Consider the following 15,862-nt stretch of genomic DNA (forward strand, 5'->3'; position numbering starts at 1 on the left):
CTAGCGGTGCCGCCGCCGCCCCGCAAGCATCTTACTTCAGGCTGTTCGCCAGCAACTTGTGCATCTTCGAATGCAGGCGGTCGTTGCCCGCCAGCACCTGCTTTGCATGGACCGGCTCGCTGCGGCCGCGGTAGTCGGTCACGAAACCGCCCGCTTCGCGCACCAAGAGGCAACCCGCCGCCGTGTCCCAGTCGTTGAGGCCGCTTTCCCAGAACCCGTCGAAACGCCCGGCGGCCAGCCAGGCGAGGTCGAGCGAAGCTGCGCCATAGCGGCGGATACCTGCCACTTCCGGCCCGATCGCGCCATAGATGCGCGCCCATTCCGCAAAATCGCCGTGTCCCTGGAACGGCATGCCGGTGGCGATCAGCGCTTCCGACAGACGGTTGCGGCTGGACACGCGTAGGCGCCCGTCGTGCAGCCATGCACCGCGGGTTTTCTCGGCCCAGAAAGTCTCGTCGGTAATCGGCTGGTAGACCACTGCCGCGATGACATCGCCCCAGCCCTTCCCGTCAAGCCGCGGTTCCTGCACCGCGATGGAAATGGCGAAATGCGGGATGCCGTGGAGGAAGTTGCTCGTTCCGTCGAGCGGATCGATGATCCAGCGCGGCTTGTCGGCTTCGCCTTCGATGGTGCCGGCTTCTTCCAGCACGAAGCCCCAGCCCGGCCGGGCCTGCAGCAGATCGTCGTAAAGCGCGCGCTCGGCCATTCGGTCGGCCTTGGACACGAAATCGGCGGGCCCCTTGCGGCTCACCTGCAGGTGCTCGATTTCGCCGAAGTCGCGGCGCAGGCGGCCACCTGCGCGCCGCGCGGCACGTTCCATTACGCGGATAAGGCCGGATAGGGCAGCCATTCAGAAATTCCCGTTCAGTCGAACGCAACCTGGATCGATTGCGCGGTCAATTCGATTTCGCCCCACCCGCCGTGGATGTGGACGTAGTTTCCGTCGATCGTCGCTTCGTAGATGTCGCTGTAATCGACTTCCTTGCCCGCTGCGGGCTTGGCCTTGGCGAGCCGCAAGTCCTCCAGCGCGCTGAAGCGGATGAAGCCGGGCTTGAAACGCCCCTCGCCTTCCTGCTGGGGCGCGGCGTATTTCGAATGGGCTTCCTGCAAGAGGAAATCCATTTCCAGCGTCAGGGACTCATCATCATAGATGACGCTGGTGATGTAACTGCGCTCGAAATCGATATTCACGAGCTTCGGATGCGTCACCTGTCCCATTGCGGCCCCCTTGCTATGCCGTGTCAGCCGGCCTTTCCGACGTAGGTTCTTTCATACACGTCAACGACGATGCGCGTACCACTCTCGATATGCGGCGGCACCATCACGCGTACGCCATTCTCGAGCATGGCCGGCTTGTAGCTGGAGGAAGCGGTCTGCCCCTTCACCACGGCATCGGCCTCGACGATGGTGGCTTCCACCTGGTCGGGAAGCTGGACGGAGATCGGCTTTTCCTCCCACAGCTCCAACTGGACGTCCATGCCGTCTTCCAGGAATTCCGCCGCATCGCCTAGGAGGTCGGACGGCAGGTTGATCTGCTCGTAGCTTTCCTTGTCCATGAACACGAGCATGTCGGCCTCGGCATAGAGGTACTGGTATTCGCGCGTGTCGAGCCGCACCTTTTCGACCGTGTCGGCGCTGCGGAAGCGCACATTGGTCTTGCGGCCGTCCTGCAGGTTCTTCATCTCGACCTGCATGTAGGCCCCGCCCTTGCCGGGCTGGGTGTGCTGGATCTTCGCGACTTTCCAGATGCCGCCTTCGTATTCAAGGATGTTGCCGGGACGAATGTCCACGCCGCTGATTTTCATGGGATAGCCCGTTCGTGCTAAGATTTGCGGATATGGCGCGCGCCCTAGCCCTTTCGCGCATTGGCGGCAAGCACGGCGCGCGGATGGCCGATGCGCTTGTTCATGGCCAGCACAGGCTGGATGCGGTACAAGGCATGTGAAATGCAGAAACTCTGGACACCCATACTTGCGTTCGCCGCCCTGACGGCGGCACCTGCGCTCGCGCAAAGCTCAGGCGGTGCGATCGGCACCCTGCCGACGGGCACCTATCACTGCGAACTTCCGGGCAATGCTGCGGGCCGTGCGGGCGTGCGGCAGCCAGATCGCGATTTCGCGGTCACAGGTTCGTCGACCTACACGGCCGGGGGCGCCAGCGGCACCTACCTGATGCGCGGCAATCGCGTACGGATGACCAGCGGCCCGATGCAGGGCAGCCGGTTTGCCGTGATGGGTAGCGGCTTCCTTAAGGAAATCGACGCAAACGGCACGCCCGGCCGGCTGCGCTGCCTCCGGCGTTAGCGCGCCTCGCTGCCGCGCGCTCCCTGCGCCAACAGCGGATAGGGATTGATCGCATTGGCGGGCTCCCACCACTTGGCCGTCTCCGTCGTCCGCATGATGGCGAAGTGGAGATGCGGCGCAGATGGGTCGGCATTCCCGCTCGAACCCACCGTGCCAAGCCGCTGGCCGCGGCGGATGCGCTGGCCTTCGCGCAGGCCCGGCGCATATTCGTCGAGATGGGCGTAATAATAGATCGTCTGCCCGTCTTCCGAGCGAACGTAAATCGTGTTCCCTCCGGCATCGGACCCGAATAGCCGCTCGATCCGGCCGGGCGCGGCGGAGAGCACGGACGTGCCTTCTTCCGCCATGATGTCTATGGCTTCGTGAATGCGATCGCCCCCGTCGCGCGCATCCGCGAACGTATCGGTCAGCTGGGTTGCGCTCACCCCAAGAACGGGAATCATCAACTGGTCGATTGCACCCTGCTCGATCTGGACCGCATCTTCCAGGTTGAGCGACTGGGTCCGCGTTTCCGCCCCGGCCACGGCCGGCTCCTGGGCATCGCCGGTCCCAGTTTCCCGCGCACTCGGCACCTCGGCATCGGTGCTCGAATTCGCGGCCAGGAAATCGCCGCCGAGGATGCTGCCACCGAACACGATCCACGCGGCCGAAGTCAGCGTGGCGGTGATGACGATGGTAAGCAGTCGCTCGGCAGCTTTCATCCGAATCAGGCCTCGAAAATTACTCGTGTCGACTGCGATACCATGCCGGCGAGCCGCGCTGCATCCCAGTTGGTCAACCGTACACAGCCGCTGCTTTGAGCGCGGCCGATGGTTTCGGGATCGGGCGTTCCGTGAATGCCATAATGCTCCTTGCTGAGGTCGATCCACACGACCCCGACCGGGCTGTTGGGCCCCGGCGGCAGGGTGTAGGTGCCCTTGTCGCTGTCTTCGTTGCCAAGCACTTCGGGATCGTACTTGTACGGGGGGTTGTAGGCCTCACCGACGATGTCCCACTCGCCCAGCGGCAGCGGGAATTCGCTCGAGCCGGAGCTGACGGTAAACATCGCGACCAGCTTCTCGCCGTTGTAAGCTTTCAGCGTCTTGCCGGCCTTGCTGACGACCACGCGGTCGACTTCCGGCTGGTCGCTGCCCACGCCGAGCGAGACGAGCGTCTGCTTCCAGCCTGCATCCTTGATCGAGCCTGGCGCGATGCGGTCGGCTCCGATGTTCGGCACGCGGATTTGCTGGCCGGCGGTAAAGTAGGACTGGTTCTCGCTTGCCCCGCTGGCGGACGACGATGGGCTGGGCGATGTGGTGGGGCTGGCCGATGCGCTCGGGCTGGCCGACGCGCTGGCTTCGGTGCCGGTCGTCGCCTCGGCGCTGGTCGCTGGCTTTCCGCCGGGATTCAGTTCCTTGAGGACGGCCACTGTCGTGTGAAACCGCTCCGCCAGTCGCTCGTCGATGGAGTTGTAGCCGAGGCGCTTCATTTCCGCCTTTTCCGCCACATCGTCGGGCATATCCTCGTAATTCTGTTCGCCCCAGCTTTCGGGAATGGTGACGACGCGGGTTGCCGGGATATTCGACCACTCGGCCAGCGCAGTCTTGGTCGCTTCGTCCAGCTTGCCGGTCACTTCGAGGTCGTTGGCCTCCTGAAAACCGTTCAGCGCGTTTTCCGTGCTCATGCCCATCTTGCCGTCGATGACCCCAGGCCCAAACCCGCGTCGGTCGAGCACGACCTGCGCCTGCATGATCGGACGTTCCTCGCTGTCCGGAATGTCCGCGTCATAGGTTTCGCCCTTGGCCGGATCGTTCGAAGCCATCGTGTCGGCTTCGTTGTCGGACGTGGTCGCTTCGGAATCTGCCGTGGTCGTATCGGCCGTGTCGGCCTCGCCGTCGGTGCCATTGAGGCCGCATGCGGCAAGCAGGGCAATGGGCGCTGCTGCGATCAGGAAACGCATTGGTATTCTCCCTCGAATGTCGGGCCGATTCGCCGCGACGTAATGGGAAATCCAACGCGCGGCGGCCTTTAGGGGTCCGAAGGCGTTCGAATTATTCGCTTTCCTCCTCCGCCATCGCAACTTCGGTGTCCGCGATCACGCGGTTGAACTCCACAACGGAGGCCGCTTCGTCCCCGCCCCAGACCGCATGGCTGACGGCGAGGAAATCCGCGCCTGCACGGATCAGCGGCGGGCAATTTGCAGGCGTGATCCCCCCGATCGCCACGCACGGCAGCTCGAAAATCTTCGCCCACCATTCCAGCAGGTCGAGCTCGGCACGGTGCCCGCTATCCTTGGTCTCGCTAGGGAAGAAGGCCCCGAACGCAACGTAATCGGCTCCCGCCTCGCCTGCATCCATCGCAAGGTGGCGCGAGGCGTGGCAGGTCACCCCGATCTGCACATCCTTGCCGAGCCGCTCCCGCGCGTCCTTCACATCGCCGTCATCCTGACCGAGATGGACGCCGTCCGATTTCAGGCGCTTTGCGAGGGCAATACTGTCGTTGACGACGAAGGCCACGTCCCGCTCCGCACAAATGCGCTGCAGCGGCTCCGCAAGCCGTGCGGCCTCGTGCTCGTCCACGTCCTTCACGCGGAACTGGAAGGCTGCGACCGGGCCCGCGTCGAGCGCGCGGACAAGACGGTCGGGGAAGTCGCCGCCGACATCGGGCGGCGAGATCAGGTAGAGCTGGCAATCGGTCATCGGGCCGCTGGTAGCCTTGCTGGAAGTATTCGTCGACATTCAGCACGCAGCAACGCGGCAGAGCGCAGATTCGCAGGCATGAAACACGCTGTCCTCTTCGCCCTTGCACCGCTTGCGCTGGCAGGCGGTTGCGCTACGAATGCGGGCACCGTCCCGCTTGCCGAAGCGCCGGTCGCGGCGCCTGCCACGCCGGTGGCGTTCGGGGAGGCGGTAAAGGCTGGCGAGGTCGTCGTCACCCCGCTTTCGCTGGTCGAAGACAGCCGCTGCCCCATCAACGCGCGCTGCGTCTGGGCGGGCCGGCTGATCGTCAACGCGCGGATCGACGGTGCCGGATGGCGGGAAAGCGTCCTGCTGGAGCTTGGCGAAGCGCGCGATGTGCGCGGCGCCAGTATCATGCTTGCGAGCGGCGAGCCGGGCCGGATGGCGGGCGAGGACGAGCCCCTGCCCGCCGCCTATCGCTTCACCTTCGAAGGAATCTGACGCCCTCAGGTCGCGCTGGCGTAAGAAATCTCGTCGATCGCGGTCTCCAATGCCTGATCGAACTGCGCATCGTCCATCTGCACGCGCAGTTCTTCGAGCAGGGCGCGGCTGAAGCTGGCGATCATGCCTTCGTTTTTCGCGAGTTCGCGGCACGCTTCGTCGCGGCCGTAACCACCGGAAAGGGCCACGACGCGCAGCACCTTGGGGTGCTCCACCAGCGGGCGATAGAGATTGGCCTCGCTCGGGATGGTGAGCTTCAGCATGACGTGCTCGCCTTCCGGCACCCGATTGAGCTGGTCGAGCATGGCGGCCAGAAGCTGCGCCTCGGCCTGCGGACGCGTTTCGCTTTTCAGGCTGACTTCGGGCTCGAGAATAGGGACGAGGCCGTTGTCGAGGATCTGCAGGCCAAAATCCATCTGCTGGCGAACGTTGGCGGCGACGCCTTCCTGGTTCGCCTCGTGGATGACCGAGCGCATCTTCGTGCCGAACACACCAAGTTCCTTCGCCCGCGCGCACATCTCGTTCAGGCGCGGCATGTCCTTCATCAGCTGCACGCCATTTTCTGTATCGTGCATGCCCATGTCGACTTTCAGGAACGGCACCACACCGCGCCGCGACAGCAGCTCCGGGATCGGCGAGCCGTCCTCCAAGCAGCCTTCCATCGTCTTTTCGAACAGGATCGCCCCGATGACGCCGCCGCTGCCGAAGGCCGGCGAGGTCACGATCCGGCAGCGCATCTTGTGGATTTCGGCGAACATTTCCTCGTCGCCGGTCCACGCATCGTCGGCCACGCCGTAGCCCTGCAGCGCCTTCGGCGTCGATCCGCCCGACTGGTCGAGTGCGGCGAGGAAGCCCTTCTTCGTCGCCATCTGCTGCTTCATTTCATCGAAAGTCATGCGTCGTGATCCCATTTGCGGCCCGCGCCCCTCCGGTGCGTGCATTCGTATGCGCGGCGCTTTAGCCAGACCGCCCATGGTCCGCAACACCGGCGGACAACCTTTCCGCCGCCCAAGCGCATGTGCGGTGAAGGAGAGACCGATGCTCGACGATACCCAGGCAAGGTTGTGCGATGAAAACACCACCGACTTCAGCGATCTGAAGGCGATCTCGATCAACTGCACGCTGAAGCCGTCGCCGCAGGGTTCGCACACCGACAAGCTGCTGGGCGTGGTCGAGACCATCCTGGTGCGCAACAATGTCGCGCTCGAGCAAGTCGGCCTGGTCGATCACGAAATCGCGCCCGGCGTCTACCCGGACATGACCGAGCACGGGGCCGACACCGATGAATGGCCGGTCATTTGGGAGAAGGTGCGCGCGGCCGATATCCTCGTGGTTGGCACGCCGATCTGGCTGGGCGAGAAATCGAGCGTCTGCCAGCCCCTGATCGAGCGGCTGTATGCCCATTCCGGCCAGACCAACGACAAGGGGCAATACGCGTTCTACGGAAAAGTCGGCGGATGCATCGTCACCGGCAACGAAGACGGCATCAAGCATGTCGGCATGGGAGTGCTCTATTCGTTGCAGCACGTCGGCTACACCATCCCGCCGCAAGCCGACGCGGGCTGGATCGGCGAGGCCGGTCCCGGCCCCAGCTACGGTGATCCGAAAGAGGACGCCGACGGCTATGTCGGGTTCGACAACGACTTCACGAAGCGCAACACCACCTTCATGACCTGGAACCTGATGCAGATGGCACGGATGCTGAAGGATGCAGGCGGCATACCCTGCCACGGAAATTCGGTGGACCTGTGGAAGGAAGGGCGCCGCTTCGACGCGCCCAATCCGGAATACCGCTAGGCCGGGAGGCTCGAAGGCCGTTTGCCGGTCTTGCGGATGATGCCGGTGAAGCTGAGGATCGGCGTGCCGTCTGCGGTCGCGATCCCGCGCACGAACACGGTCTTCCCGCCACCGCGCGTAACCTCGCCGCGCGCTTCCACCAACTGGCCGGGCTTGGCCGGGTTCAGGAAATCGCCCGAGAGGTTCATCGTCACGCCGAAACTGTCGTGCATCTCGCCCCGTGCGATGGTGAACAGGGCGGCATCGGCAAAGGTCATGAGGCACCCGCCGTGCAGGAACCCGCCGCCGTTCATGTGGCGGTCTTCGGTGCGGAAGGCACAGACCCAGTCGCCGTTATCCTCGCGCCGCTCGTAGAACGGCCCGGCAGTCTGCTCGAACGCATCGGATTGCCAGAAGGACCAACCGGCCCATTCGCCTTCGGTAACGGGGATCGGGCCGTGCCCGGCCTCGACGATTTCGCTCACGCCGTCAGCGCCGCTACGCCGGGCAATTCCTTGCCTTCCATCCATTCGAGGAAAGCGCCGCCTGCGGTCGAAACATAGCTGAAATCGTCCGCCACGCCGGCATGGTTGAGCGCGGCCACCGTGTCGCCGCCGCCTGCGACCGAAGTCAGCGAGCCATCCTGCTTCAACGCCGCCGCCGTCCGGGCAAGAGCCACCGTCGCGGTGTCGAAGGGCTCGATCTCGAACGCGCCGAGCGGGCCGTTCCACACCAGCGTGCGGCAGGTCTTCAGGACGTCGGCCAGCGCCTCCGTCGCCTGCGGCCCGATGTCGAGGATCATCTCGTTCGCGCCCACTTCGTGCACGTTGCAGGTGCGCAAGCCTGCCGGGTTGGCGGCAAATTCAGGCGCGACGACCACGTCGTATGGCAAGTGGATCGTGCAGCCGGCATGGTCGGCCTTGTCCATGATCGCGTTGGCTGTCTCGGTCAGGTCGTTCTCGCACAAGGATTTGCCGACATCGACACCGCGCGCGGCGAGGAAGGTGTTGGCCATCCCGCCGCCGATGATCAGGTGCTGGACCTGCCCGACGAGGTTTTCGAGCACGTCGAGCTTAGTGGACACTTTCGCCCCGCCCACGACGGCCGCGACCGGCGCTTCCGGATTACCGAGCGCCGCGTCGAGCGCCTTCAATTCCGCTTCCATCGCGCGGCCGGCATAGGCGGGCAGGACCTTCGCCAGCCCCTCCGTGCTCGCATGCGCCCGGTGAGCGGCGGAAAATGCGTCGTTTACGTAGAAATCGGCGTTCTCGGCGATGGCGGCGGCGAAATCGGCATCGTTCGCCTCCTCCCCCGGCCAGAAACGCGTGTTCTCCATCAGGCCGATGTCGCCATTGCCGAGGATGCCGATGGCCTGCGCGGCGACCGGCCCCGTAAGCTCGGGAATGAACATGATTTCACGCCCGAGCACGTCCTCGACCCCGCCCTGAACCCAGCTGAGCGTCATGGTGGAGTTCTTCTGCCCCTTCGGCCGCCCGTAATGAGCGAGCAGCAGGACCTTCGCACCCGCGTCGGCCAGTTCAAGAATGGTCGGCATCACCGCGCGAATCCGCGTGTCGTCGGCCACCGATCCTTCGCGCATTGGCACATTGAGATCCACGCGGACGAGCGCGACCTTGCCGGTCACATCGCCGAGGTCGGAGCCGAGATCGTCGAGGGTGCGGAACGTCATCGGCTCAGATCAGCCCGGCGACGACGCCGGACGTGTCGATCATGCGGTTGGAGAAACCCCATTCGTTATCGTACCAACTGACGATGCGGGCGAGCTTTCCTTCCATCACGCTGGTTTCCAAGCTGTCGACGGTCGAGCTGGCGGGATGGTGGTTGAAGTCGCTGGAAACGAGCGGCTGGTCGCTGAAGTCGAGCACGCCCTTCATCTTGCCTTCGGCAGCTGCCTTAAGCGCGGCGTTCAGTTCTTCTGCCGAAGTGTCGCGGCCCGGCTGGAAGACCAAGTCGACGAGGCTGACGTTGGGCGTCGGCACGCGGACGGACGACCCGTCGAGCTTGCCGTTGAGCTCGGGCAGGACGAGGCCGACCGCGCGGGCGGCGCCCGTAGTCGTCGGGATCATGTTCTGCGCCCCACCGCGCGCGCGGCGCATGTCGGAATGCATCTGGTCGAGCATGCGCTGGTCGTTGGTGTAGCTGTGGATCGTGGTCATGAAGCCGCGTTCGATGCCGACCGCGTCGTTCAGCGCCTTGGCCACCGGGGCGAGGCAGTTGGTGGTGCAGCTGGCGTTGGAAATGATCACATCGTCCGCCGTCAGCGTGTCGTGATTCACGCCGTAGACGATCGTCTTGGACACGTTCTTCGCCGGGGCGGAGATGACAACGCGCTTGGCACCCGCATCGAGATGCGGGCGGGCCGCCTCGTCGCTCTGGAAGAAGCCCGTGCATTCCATCACGAGGTCGATGCCCATCGCCTTGTGCGGCAGGTTGCCGGGGTCGCGCTCGCTGGTGACCTTGATGGCCTTGCCGTTCACGGCGATCGTGTCGCCATCGACTTCCACCGTGCCGGGGAAGCGACCGTGGGTCGAATCATACTGGAACAGCAGCGCGTTCGACTTCGCATCGGCGAGGTCGTTGATCGCGACCAGTTCCAGGTCGTGATCGTCACGCTCCAGCAGGGCCCGTGCGACAAGCCGGCCGATGCGGCCGAAACCGTTGATTGCTACCTTCGTCGCCATGACAATACTCCTCGCTTAACCGTTCAATTTGTTCATGATTTGCGGCACGATAGCGTCCGCAGTGAAGCCGAATTTCGCAAACAGGTCGCCTTCAGGCGCCGACGCGCCGAAGCGGTCGATCCCGATATTGAGACCGTGCGCCATCGTGTATCGTTCCCAGCCCAGCGTACTGCCGGCCTCGATCGAGACGCGCAGGATGGTGGACGGGTCGACATCGGGCAGCAGGTCGCGCTTGTACGCCTCGTCCTGCGCCTCGAACAATTCCATGCACGGCATCGAAACGACGTCCGCGCCCACGCCCTGCCCTTCGAGCGTTTCGGCAACCTCGCAAGCCAGCGCCAGTTCGCTGCCGGTGGCGATGAGGATGACCTTCCGGTCCGCCCGTGCGGTGCGCAGGCGATAGGCGCCCTTCGCGCTGCGGTTGCTGGTCGCACTCCACGCCTCGTCACCCTCTCCGCGAAGCTGCGGCAGGCCCTGGCGCGAAAGGCACAGCACCGACGGCGTACCCTTGGCCTGCAAGGCGAGCGCCCAGCATTCCGCGGTCTCGATCACGTCGGCCGGGCGGAACACGTTGAGATTGGGAATCAGGCGCAGGCTCATCACCTGCTCGATCGGCTGGTGCGTCGGCCCGTCCTCGCCCAGCCCGATGCTGTCGTGGGTCATGACGTAGATCGCTTCCGCCTGCTGCAGCGCCGACAGGCGGATGGCGTTGCGGCAATAGTCGCTGAAGATCAGGAACGTGCCGCCGTACGGGATGATGCCGCCGTGCAGCGCCATGCCGTTCATCGCAGCCGCCATGCCGAATTCGCGGATTCCGTAATAGACATAGCGGCCGGCGTAGTTGTTCGCGGTCATCGGATCGGTCGACGGGGTCTTGGTGTTGTTCGATCCGGTGAGGTCGGCGCTGCCGCCGATCATCGACGGGATCGATGCGGTCAGGACGTTGAGCGCCATTTCCGATGCCTTGCGCGTCGCCACCTTCTGCGGATTGGCAGCAAGGTCGGCCATGTAGGCTTCCAGCGCGGGGCCGGCGGTGTCGCCGGCATGCATCGTCGCAGAGAAATAGCCGGCCTTGCGGTCCGCATCGCTGCCCAGCCGGGCCTGCCAGTCGGCATGGGCCTGCTTGCCCCGTTCCCCGGTGGCGCGCCAGTCGGACAGGACCTGTTCGGGCACTTCGAAGGGCGCCGCATCCCAGCCCAGCGTTGCGCGCGTGGCGGCAACCTCGTCATCGCCGAGCGGCGCGCCATGCGTGGCGCTGGTGCCCTGCTTGTTGGGCGCGCCCTTCCCGATCACAGTCTTGCAGGCCACCAGCGTCGGCAGCGGGTGGTCGCGCGCTTCGGAAAGGGCGCGGCGGATGTCGTCATGGTCGTGGCCGTTGCATTCGACCACGTGCCATCCGGTGGCGAGATAGCGGGCCTTGATGTCCTCGCTGGTCGACAGCTCCGTGTCCCCGTCGATGGTGATGTTGTTGTCGTCCCACAGCACGTTCATCCGGCCGAGCTTGAGGTGCCCGGCAAGGCCGATCGCCTCGTGGTTGATGCCTTCCATCAAGCAGCCGTCACCGGCGATCACCCATGTGCGGTGGTCGACCAAGTCGTCGCCATGCACGGCGTTGAGATGCCGTTCCGCCATCGCCATGCCCACGGCCATCGCCAGCCCCTGCCCCAGCGGGCCGGTGGTGCATTCTACGCCCGGAAGCAGGAAATTCTCCGGATGGCCGGCGCACGGGCTGCCGAGCTGGCGGAAGTTGCGGATGTCCTCCATCGTCGGTTCGGCATAGCCCGACAGGTGGAGCAGGCTGTAGATCAGCATGGAGCCGTGTCCTGCCGACAGGACGAAGCGGTCGCGGTCGTCCCAATCGGGGTTTGCCGGATCGAACTTCAGGAATTCGGACCACAGGATCGTGGCGACATCCGCCATGCCCATCGGCATCCCGGGGTGCCCCGAATTCGCCGCCTGCACCGCATCCATGCTGAGCGCCCGGATCGCGTTGGCCATCTGGGTAAGGCGGGCGTGGTCGAGGCTCATTCGGATATTCTCCTGCCGCCGCGGATCGGGCGGCCTGGCTGCGATGTTGGCTGGCGATTCGCGCGTGCGATCGGCTCGCCAGCGGCTTTGCCAATGCCCCGCATCGCGTCAAGGGCAGTCCCCTGCCCGTCAACACGACTTTGCCCGCATCCGCCCCTGCAACATTATTCACAGGCCCGTCCGGCAACTTTTTGCCAAGATTGGACATTCGCCATAATCTGCCGCGCCATGACGGACGGTCTTCCCCTTGAAACGCCGGGCAGCGCTGCCGCGGCGGCCCTCGCCCGGATCGACGCGGCGCTCGCACGGATAGAGCAGGCGGCCACGCGGGCCCAGGTGCCTGCGAAGAACAGCGCGCTGGAAGAAACCGTGCGCGGCTCGCTGGCGGAGCTCGATTCCCTGATTGCGAGGATGGAGCGATGAGCAACGTCACGCTGCATGTCGGCGGGCGCGACTACACGGTTGCCTGCGCCGATGGGGAGGAAGCGCACATCACCGGCCTCGGCCGCATGATCTCCGCCAAGCTCGATGAAATGGGCGGCACCGGCAACCAAAGCGAGGTGCGCACGCTGCTGTTCGCCGCGCTGCTGCTGGCCGACGAGGTCCACGAACTGAAAGGCCGGCCGGAACCCGAACCCCGGCCTGCCAGTGACCCCGAAATCGACGCTGAGCTGGATCGTATCGCCAACCGGCTCGAGAATATCGCGAACACGCTTGAGCGGCAGCCCGAGCATACCTAAATAGGTCGCGGCGGGACTGCCCGGCACGAGCCGACCGAATATCCCTGAGGCTATAAGCAATCCAAGGGAGCCGTCCCTGTCCGAGGCGCGGGATCTGCAATAGGGTCCGGCTTCGAGGCACACGGCGCCCACCTGACGTTGAGGCGTCAGAGGATTTCACGGCACCGACCCATGGTGGTTCCGCCAACCGTTCCTTTCGCGCTAACGCTTCGCTGCTTGAGCGCGGTTTTTCGCTACCGCTTCGCTGCTTGAGCGCGCCTTTTCTCGCTACCGCTTCGCTGCTTGAGCGCGGTGGCGCAATTTCGAGGATACCAGCCCTGTCAGGATTTCAAAAAGCCAGGATGCGGCGCGATTTGCTTGCGCTCCGACGTGAGCATGTGGAGGCGCAGGACGCGCGGATACGGGCACTCTTGTTCAAGCGCCCGCCTGCAGCCGTGATGGACCTGGTGCCGGATGGCGCCGCCATCGGGCTTTACCGCGAAAACACGACCGAGGCGCCTGCCTCCGCCTACGCACGATTCTTTTCCGAGGCCGGTTACGCGGTCGCGCTGCCGCGTTTCGACAGCGAGACCTCGCCAATGGAGTTCGCGCGCTTCGAGGATCCGTTCGCGGAAAGCGGGCTGGAGATCGGCCCCTTCGGCATCGAGCAACCGGAAGCGAATGCTCCGACCATGCGCCCCGACGTGCTGTTCGTTCCGCTGGTCGGCTTTACGGCGAACGGCGCCCGGCTGGGCCAGGGCGGCGGTCATTACGACCGGTGGCTGGCCGACAATCCCGACACGAAAGCGATCGGACTTGCGTGGGACGTGCAGCTGCGCGACGAGTTGCCCATGGAAGAGCACGACCGCAGGCTGGACGCCGTCATCACCCCCACCCGCCTCTTCGGGCCTTTCGCATGAGGACGGAGCCGACCTGGCGCATTCCCTTCGGCATGCTGATGCTGCTGGTCGGCCTCGCCGTCTATGCAATCGTCATCGCGCGCTATGTGCCGGGCATTGTCGGCGGCTGGCATCCCGCCTTCCAGACGATCGTCTACATCGCGCTGGGCCTCGCCTGGCTGCTGCCGCTCGGCCGCTTCCTCCAGTGGATGGAAACGGGCAGCATGCGGCCGCCCGAAGGCAGCGATACCGACACCTGATTTCTAAAGGTAATGTCCCAAGTGGCGCGAGTGACGGGACTCGAACCCGCGACCCTCGGCGTGACAGGCCGATACTCTAACCAACTGAGCTACACCCGCGCATTTGCGCTGTAGCGCCTCTTGGGAGACGCGCCACTAGGCCAGCGGCGCGGGGCTGTCAACTGACCTTCTTGCGGAAAATTCGAACCATTTGCGAACCGCGGATTTCACCCTGCCGTTAACCATATTTTCGCCCCTTCCCGTCATGGCTCGTGCCGGGGTTCGTGCACGCGGAAAACGTGCGCCGCAGGGGGATTAGATGCGCAAATTGCTCGCCGTCATGGCCATGCTGACGATGTTTACGGGACCGGTCAGTGCCAGCTCCATATCGCTCGACAGCGCCGTCTTCGTCGAGAAGGTCGACGGCGGCGCGCGCAGCCTGGCTGCCGCAGACAGTTTCCGCCCCGGCGAGACCATCGTCACGATCGTGCGCTGGCGTGCCGAATCCGCCAGCCTGGAAAGCTTTTCGGTGACGAGCGCCTTGCCCGCCGGCCTGCGCTTCGATCGCGCGAGCGGACAGGTATCCGTCTCGACGGACGGCGGTGCGACATTTCGCGGCCCGGACAATGTCGCGGGCCGAATCACGCACCTGCGCTGGACAATAAACGCCGGCGACGCCGCACGCGGGCGCGGCCAGGTCAGCTACCGCGCCACCGTGCGATAAGCCTCACCCGGCGAGGATGCGGGCCGGGGCTTCGATCAGGCGCTTGAGGTCCTGCACGAAGCTCGCCGCGTCATAACCGTCCACCACGCGGTGATCGCAACTGATCGAGATGTTCATCAGCTTGCGCTTCTCGATCCGCTCCACGCCGTCCGTGCCCTTCACATACATCGGGCGTTCGATGATACGGTTGGGGCCGATGATCGCGACTTCGGGCCGGTTGATGACCGGCGTGGTCGCCACACCGCCAAGCGGGCCGAGCGAGGTGACGGTGAGCGTCGAGCCGGACAGTTCCTCGCTTTTCAGCTTCCCGTCACGCGCGCCTTTCGCAAGGCGCATGATCTCGCGCGCGAGCTGCCATAGGTTCTTGCTTTCCGCATTGCGGATGACCGGCACCATCAGGCCGCTGTCGGTCTGCGCAGCCATGCCGAGCTGGACGGAGCCGTGGCGAGTGACCACGCCTGCTTCGTCGTCATAGGTCGCGTTGATCATCGGATAGTCGGGCAAGGTCTTGGTGATCGCGGTGATCAGCAGCGGCAGCATGGTCAGCTTGGGCCGGTCGCCGCGCTGGTCGTTCAATTGCGCGCGCAGATGCTCCAGCTCGGTCACGTCCACTTCCTCCACGTAGGAGAAATGCGGGATGTTCCGCTTGGCCGCGGCCATGTTCTGGGCGATCCGCTTGCGCAGGCCGATGACCTTTACCTCTTCCGACGCGCGCCGCGTGCCCGGGGCCTCGATCCCGCCGCTGTCGTAGGCGATGAACTGGTCGAGATCGCCGTGACGGATGCGGCCGCCTTCCGCAGGCCTGACCTGCGCCAGGTCTATGCCGAGGTCTTCCGCCCGCTTGCGCACGGCAGGTGAAGCCAGGACCTTGGCATCCTGCTTGGGAGCCGGCGCGGGCGCGGGAGCGGGTGTCGGTTCCGCCTTTGCAGGAGCAGCCGGATCGGCAGCCATCGCATCGTCGGCATCGCTGGCATCCGAAGTTTCGACCTCGATACGTTCTTCCACCGCCTCGGCCTTGGGGGCCGGCGCCGCGGCTTCCTGCGAGCTATCGTCGACCTCATCGGGGTCGCCTTCGATTTCCAGCACGACCAGCATGGATCCGATGGAGATCGTGTCGCCGACCTCACCGGCGACTTCCAGCACCTTGCCCGACACCGGCGCTTCCATTTCCACGGTCGCCTTGTCGGTCATCATGTCGGCCAGCTGGTCGTCTTCCTCGACCATGTCGCCGACCTTGACATGCCAGGCGACGATTTCCGCTTCGGCGATGCCTTCGCCGATGTCGGGCAGGTTGAAGGTATAGCGTGCCATAGG

At 64.9% G+C, this 15,862-nt stretch carries 20 protein-coding genes, 1 tRNA gene and 1 other RNA gene; 9 read left to right on the forward strand and 13 right to left on the reverse strand.

Annotated elements, in window-relative coordinates:
* Positions 1 to 31 precede the first annotated feature (31 nt).
* The 3 genes from QQW98_RS12480 to efp are packed head-to-tail and all read right to left on the reverse strand — an operon-like array spanning position 32 to position 1,805.
* On the reverse strand, positions 32 to 850 hold the full coding sequence (locus QQW98_RS12480) for an inositol monophosphatase family protein (protein WP_290135257.1): 819 nt from the start codon (positions 848 to 850) through the stop codon (positions 32 to 34).
* Between the two features lie 14 nt (positions 851 to 864).
* The gene (locus QQW98_RS12485) at positions 865 to 1,218 is read right to left on the reverse strand and encodes a hypothetical protein (RefSeq protein ID WP_290135258.1); all 354 of its coding nucleotides are present in this window, start codon (positions 1,216 to 1,218) and stop codon (positions 865 to 867) included.
* 23 nt (positions 1,219 to 1,241) lie between these two features.
* Positions 1,242 to 1,805: an elongation factor P gene (gene efp / locus QQW98_RS12490; RefSeq protein ID WP_290135259.1), complete on the reverse strand. Its 564-nt coding sequence runs from the start codon at positions 1,803 to 1,805 to the stop codon at positions 1,242 to 1,244.
* A 102-nt stretch (positions 1,806 to 1,907) separates the two neighbouring features.
* Here efp and QQW98_RS12495 point away from each other — a divergent pair, with 102 nt between their 5' ends.
* On the forward strand, positions 1,908 to 2,303 hold the full coding sequence (locus QQW98_RS12495; protein ID WP_290137063.1) for a hypothetical protein: 396 nt from the start codon (positions 1,908 to 1,910) through the stop codon (positions 2,301 to 2,303).
* On the opposite strand, the gene QQW98_RS12500 is transcribed toward QQW98_RS12495, so the two are convergent.
* From QQW98_RS12500 to thiE, 3 genes are all read right to left on the reverse strand, one after another.
* Positions 2,300 to 3,004, reverse strand: coding sequence for a M23 family metallopeptidase (locus tag QQW98_RS12500; RefSeq protein WP_290135261.1), 705 nt, complete (start codon positions 3,002 to 3,004; stop codon positions 2,300 to 2,302). The two genes, QQW98_RS12495 and QQW98_RS12500, sit on opposite strands and share 4 nt — an antisense overlap.
* Positions 3,005 to 3,009: 5 nt before the next feature.
* A complete protein-coding gene (locus QQW98_RS12505; RefSeq protein ID WP_290135262.1) occupies positions 3,010 to 4,242 on the reverse strand; it encodes a L,D-transpeptidase family protein in 1,233 nt (410 codons plus the stop codon).
* A 91-nt stretch (positions 4,243 to 4,333) separates the two neighbouring features.
* Positions 4,334 to 5,020 (reverse strand): thiamine phosphate synthase, encoded by a 687-nt coding sequence (gene thiE, locus QQW98_RS12510; protein WP_404800813.1) that lies wholly within the window; start codon positions 5,018 to 5,020, stop codon positions 4,334 to 4,336.
* A 39-nt stretch (positions 5,021 to 5,059) separates the two neighbouring features.
* Here thiE and QQW98_RS12515 point away from each other — a divergent pair, with 39 nt between their 5' ends.
* Positions 5,060 to 5,461 (forward strand): hypothetical protein, encoded by a 402-nt coding sequence (locus QQW98_RS12515; RefSeq protein WP_290135263.1) that lies wholly within the window; start codon positions 5,060 to 5,062, stop codon positions 5,459 to 5,461.
* Positions 5,462 to 5,466: 5 nt separating this feature from the next.
* Here QQW98_RS12515 and QQW98_RS12520 read toward each other — a convergent pair whose 3' ends face one another.
* Positions 5,467 to 6,357, reverse strand: coding sequence for a fructose bisphosphate aldolase (locus QQW98_RS12520; RefSeq protein ID WP_290135264.1), 891 nt, complete (start codon positions 6,355 to 6,357; stop codon positions 5,467 to 5,469).
* 142 nt (positions 6,358 to 6,499) lie between these two features.
* On the opposite strand from QQW98_RS12520, the gene QQW98_RS12525 reads away from it, so the two are divergent.
* On the forward strand, positions 6,500 to 7,258 hold the full coding sequence (locus tag QQW98_RS12525; RefSeq protein ID WP_290135265.1) for a flavodoxin family protein: 759 nt from the start codon (positions 6,500 to 6,502) through the stop codon (positions 7,256 to 7,258).
* Here the strand turns inward: QQW98_RS12525 and QQW98_RS12530 are convergent.
* Genes QQW98_RS12530 through tkt form a run of 4 tightly spaced genes read right to left on the reverse strand, consistent with a single transcriptional unit; the run spans position 7,255 to position 11,967 of the window.
* Positions 7,255 to 7,722 carry a PaaI family thioesterase gene (locus tag QQW98_RS12530; RefSeq protein ID WP_290135266.1) on the reverse strand — a complete coding sequence of 156 codons (468 nt, stop codon included), beginning with the start codon at positions 7,720 to 7,722 and terminating at the stop codon, positions 7,255 to 7,257. The two genes, QQW98_RS12525 and QQW98_RS12530, sit on opposite strands and share 4 nt — an antisense overlap.
* Positions 7,719 to 8,927 carry a phosphoglycerate kinase gene (locus tag QQW98_RS12535; protein WP_290135267.1) on the reverse strand — a complete coding sequence of 403 codons (1,209 nt, stop codon included), beginning with the start codon at positions 8,925 to 8,927 and terminating at the stop codon, positions 7,719 to 7,721. The genes QQW98_RS12530 and QQW98_RS12535 overlap by 4 nt, the downstream gene beginning before the upstream one ends.
* A 4-nt stretch (positions 8,928 to 8,931) precedes the next feature.
* Positions 8,932 to 9,939: a type I glyceraldehyde-3-phosphate dehydrogenase gene (gene gap / locus QQW98_RS12540; RefSeq protein ID WP_290135268.1), complete on the reverse strand. Its 1,008-nt coding sequence runs from the start codon at positions 9,937 to 9,939 to the stop codon at positions 8,932 to 8,934.
* Positions 9,940 to 9,954: 15 nt separating this feature from the next.
* On the reverse strand, positions 9,955 to 11,967 hold the full coding sequence (gene tkt / locus QQW98_RS12545; protein ID WP_290135269.1) for a transketolase: 2,013 nt from the start codon (positions 11,965 to 11,967) through the stop codon (positions 9,955 to 9,957).
* 228 nt (positions 11,968 to 12,195) lie between these two features.
* On the opposite strand from tkt, the gene QQW98_RS12550 reads away from it, so the two are divergent.
* The 5 genes from QQW98_RS12550 (at position 12,196) to QQW98_RS12565 (ending at position 13,845) form a co-directional block, all read left to right on the forward strand.
* Entirely contained in the window at positions 12,196 to 12,390 is a 195-nt protein-coding gene (locus QQW98_RS12550) for a hypothetical protein (protein ID WP_290135270.1), read from the forward strand.
* Positions 12,387 to 12,707 (forward strand): cell division protein ZapA, encoded by a 321-nt coding sequence (locus QQW98_RS12555; protein WP_290135271.1) that lies wholly within the window; start codon positions 12,387 to 12,389, stop codon positions 12,705 to 12,707. The genes QQW98_RS12550 and QQW98_RS12555 overlap by 4 nt, the downstream gene beginning before the upstream one ends.
* A 10-nt stretch (positions 12,708 to 12,717) precedes the next feature.
* Positions 12,718 to 12,892, forward strand: a non-coding RNA gene (gene ssrS / locus QQW98_RS14000) — 6S RNA.
* 156 nt (positions 12,893 to 13,048) lie between these two features.
* On the forward strand, positions 13,049 to 13,606 hold the full coding sequence (locus QQW98_RS12560) for a 5-formyltetrahydrofolate cyclo-ligase (protein WP_290135272.1): 558 nt from the start codon (positions 13,049 to 13,051) through the stop codon (positions 13,604 to 13,606).
* Positions 13,603 to 13,845 (forward strand): DUF2842 domain-containing protein, encoded by a 243-nt coding sequence (locus QQW98_RS12565; protein ID WP_290135273.1) that lies wholly within the window; start codon positions 13,603 to 13,605, stop codon positions 13,843 to 13,845. The genes QQW98_RS12560 and QQW98_RS12565 overlap by 4 nt, the downstream gene beginning before the upstream one ends.
* 22 nt (positions 13,846 to 13,867) lie before the next feature.
* On the opposite strand, the gene QQW98_RS12570 is transcribed toward QQW98_RS12565, so the two are convergent.
* Positions 13,868 to 13,944: transfer RNA gene (locus QQW98_RS12570), tRNA-Asp, on the reverse strand.
* A 199-nt stretch (positions 13,945 to 14,143) separates the two neighbouring features.
* On the opposite strand from QQW98_RS12570, the gene QQW98_RS12575 reads away from it, so the two are divergent.
* Positions 14,144 to 14,548, forward strand: coding sequence for a hypothetical protein (locus QQW98_RS12575; protein ID WP_290135274.1), 405 nt, complete (start codon positions 14,144 to 14,146; stop codon positions 14,546 to 14,548).
* 3 nt (positions 14,549 to 14,551) lie between these two features.
* On the opposite strand, the gene QQW98_RS12580 is transcribed toward QQW98_RS12575, so the two are convergent.
* Complete coding sequence (locus QQW98_RS12580) at positions 14,552 to 15,859, reverse strand: dihydrolipoamide acetyltransferase family protein (RefSeq protein WP_290135275.1); 1,308 nt, start codon at positions 15,857 to 15,859, stop codon at positions 14,552 to 14,554.
* Positions 15,860 to 15,862: the final 3 nt, after the last annotated feature.

The sequence above is a fragment of the Alteriqipengyuania flavescens genome, from assembly GCF_030406725.1.
Lineage (GTDB): Bacteria > Pseudomonadota > Alphaproteobacteria > Sphingomonadales > Sphingomonadaceae > Alteriqipengyuania_B > Alteriqipengyuania_B flavescens.

Excerpts from the sequence above, each read along its gene's own strand:
- QQW98_RS12535 (WP_290135267.1), bottom strand. The coding sequence starts at position 8,927 with ATGACGTTCCGCACCCTCGACGATCTCGGCTCCGACCTCGGCGATGTG.
- thiE (WP_404800813.1), bottom strand. The coding sequence starts at position 5,020 with ATGTCGACGAATACTTCCAGCAAGGCTACCAGCGGCCCGATGACCGAT.
- tkt (WP_290135269.1), bottom strand. The coding sequence starts at position 11,967 with ATGAGCCTCGACCACGCCCGCCTTACCCAGATGGCCAACGCGATCCGG.
- QQW98_RS12560 (WP_290135272.1), top strand. The coding sequence starts at position 13,049 with ATGCGGCGCGATTTGCTTGCGCTCCGACGTGAGCATGTGGAGGCGCAG.
- QQW98_RS12575 (WP_290135274.1), top strand. The coding sequence starts at position 14,144 with ATGCGCAAATTGCTCGCCGTCATGGCCATGCTGACGATGTTTACGGGA.
- QQW98_RS12580 (WP_290135275.1), bottom strand. The coding sequence starts at position 15,859 with ATGGCACGCTATACCTTCAACCTGCCCGACATCGGCGAAGGCATCGCC.
- QQW98_RS12525 (WP_290135265.1), top strand. The coding sequence starts at position 6,500 with ATGCTCGACGATACCCAGGCAAGGTTGTGCGATGAAAACACCACCGAC.
- QQW98_RS12520 (WP_290135264.1), bottom strand. The coding sequence starts at position 6,357 with ATGACTTTCGATGAAATGAAGCAGCAGATGGCGACGAAGAAGGGCTTC.
- QQW98_RS12495 (WP_290137063.1), top strand. The coding sequence starts at position 1,908 with ATGGCCAGCACAGGCTGGATGCGGTACAAGGCATGTGAAATGCAGAAA.
- QQW98_RS12565 (WP_290135273.1), top strand. The coding sequence starts at position 13,603 with ATGAGGACGGAGCCGACCTGGCGCATTCCCTTCGGCATGCTGATGCTG.
- QQW98_RS12550 (WP_290135270.1), top strand. The coding sequence starts at position 12,196 with ATGACGGACGGTCTTCCCCTTGAAACGCCGGGCAGCGCTGCCGCGGCG.
- QQW98_RS12515 (WP_290135263.1), top strand. The coding sequence starts at position 5,060 with ATGAAACACGCTGTCCTCTTCGCCCTTGCACCGCTTGCGCTGGCAGGC.
- QQW98_RS12505 (WP_290135262.1), bottom strand. The coding sequence starts at position 4,242 with ATGCGTTTCCTGATCGCAGCAGCGCCCATTGCCCTGCTTGCCGCATGC.
- QQW98_RS12485 (WP_290135258.1), bottom strand. The coding sequence starts at position 1,218 with ATGGGACAGGTGACGCATCCGAAGCTCGTGAATATCGATTTCGAGCGC.
- QQW98_RS12500 (WP_290135261.1), bottom strand. The coding sequence starts at position 3,004 with ATGAAAGCTGCCGAGCGACTGCTTACCATCGTCATCACCGCCACGCTG.
- gap (WP_290135268.1), bottom strand. The coding sequence starts at position 9,939 with ATGGCGACGAAGGTAGCAATCAACGGTTTCGGCCGCATCGGCCGGCTT.
- efp (WP_290135259.1), bottom strand. The coding sequence starts at position 1,805 with ATGAAAATCAGCGGCGTGGACATTCGTCCCGGCAACATCCTTGAATAC.
- QQW98_RS12555 (WP_290135271.1), top strand. The coding sequence starts at position 12,387 with ATGAGCAACGTCACGCTGCATGTCGGCGGGCGCGACTACACGGTTGCC.
- QQW98_RS12480 (WP_290135257.1), bottom strand. The coding sequence starts at position 850 with ATGGCTGCCCTATCCGGCCTTATCCGCGTAATGGAACGTGCCGCGCGG.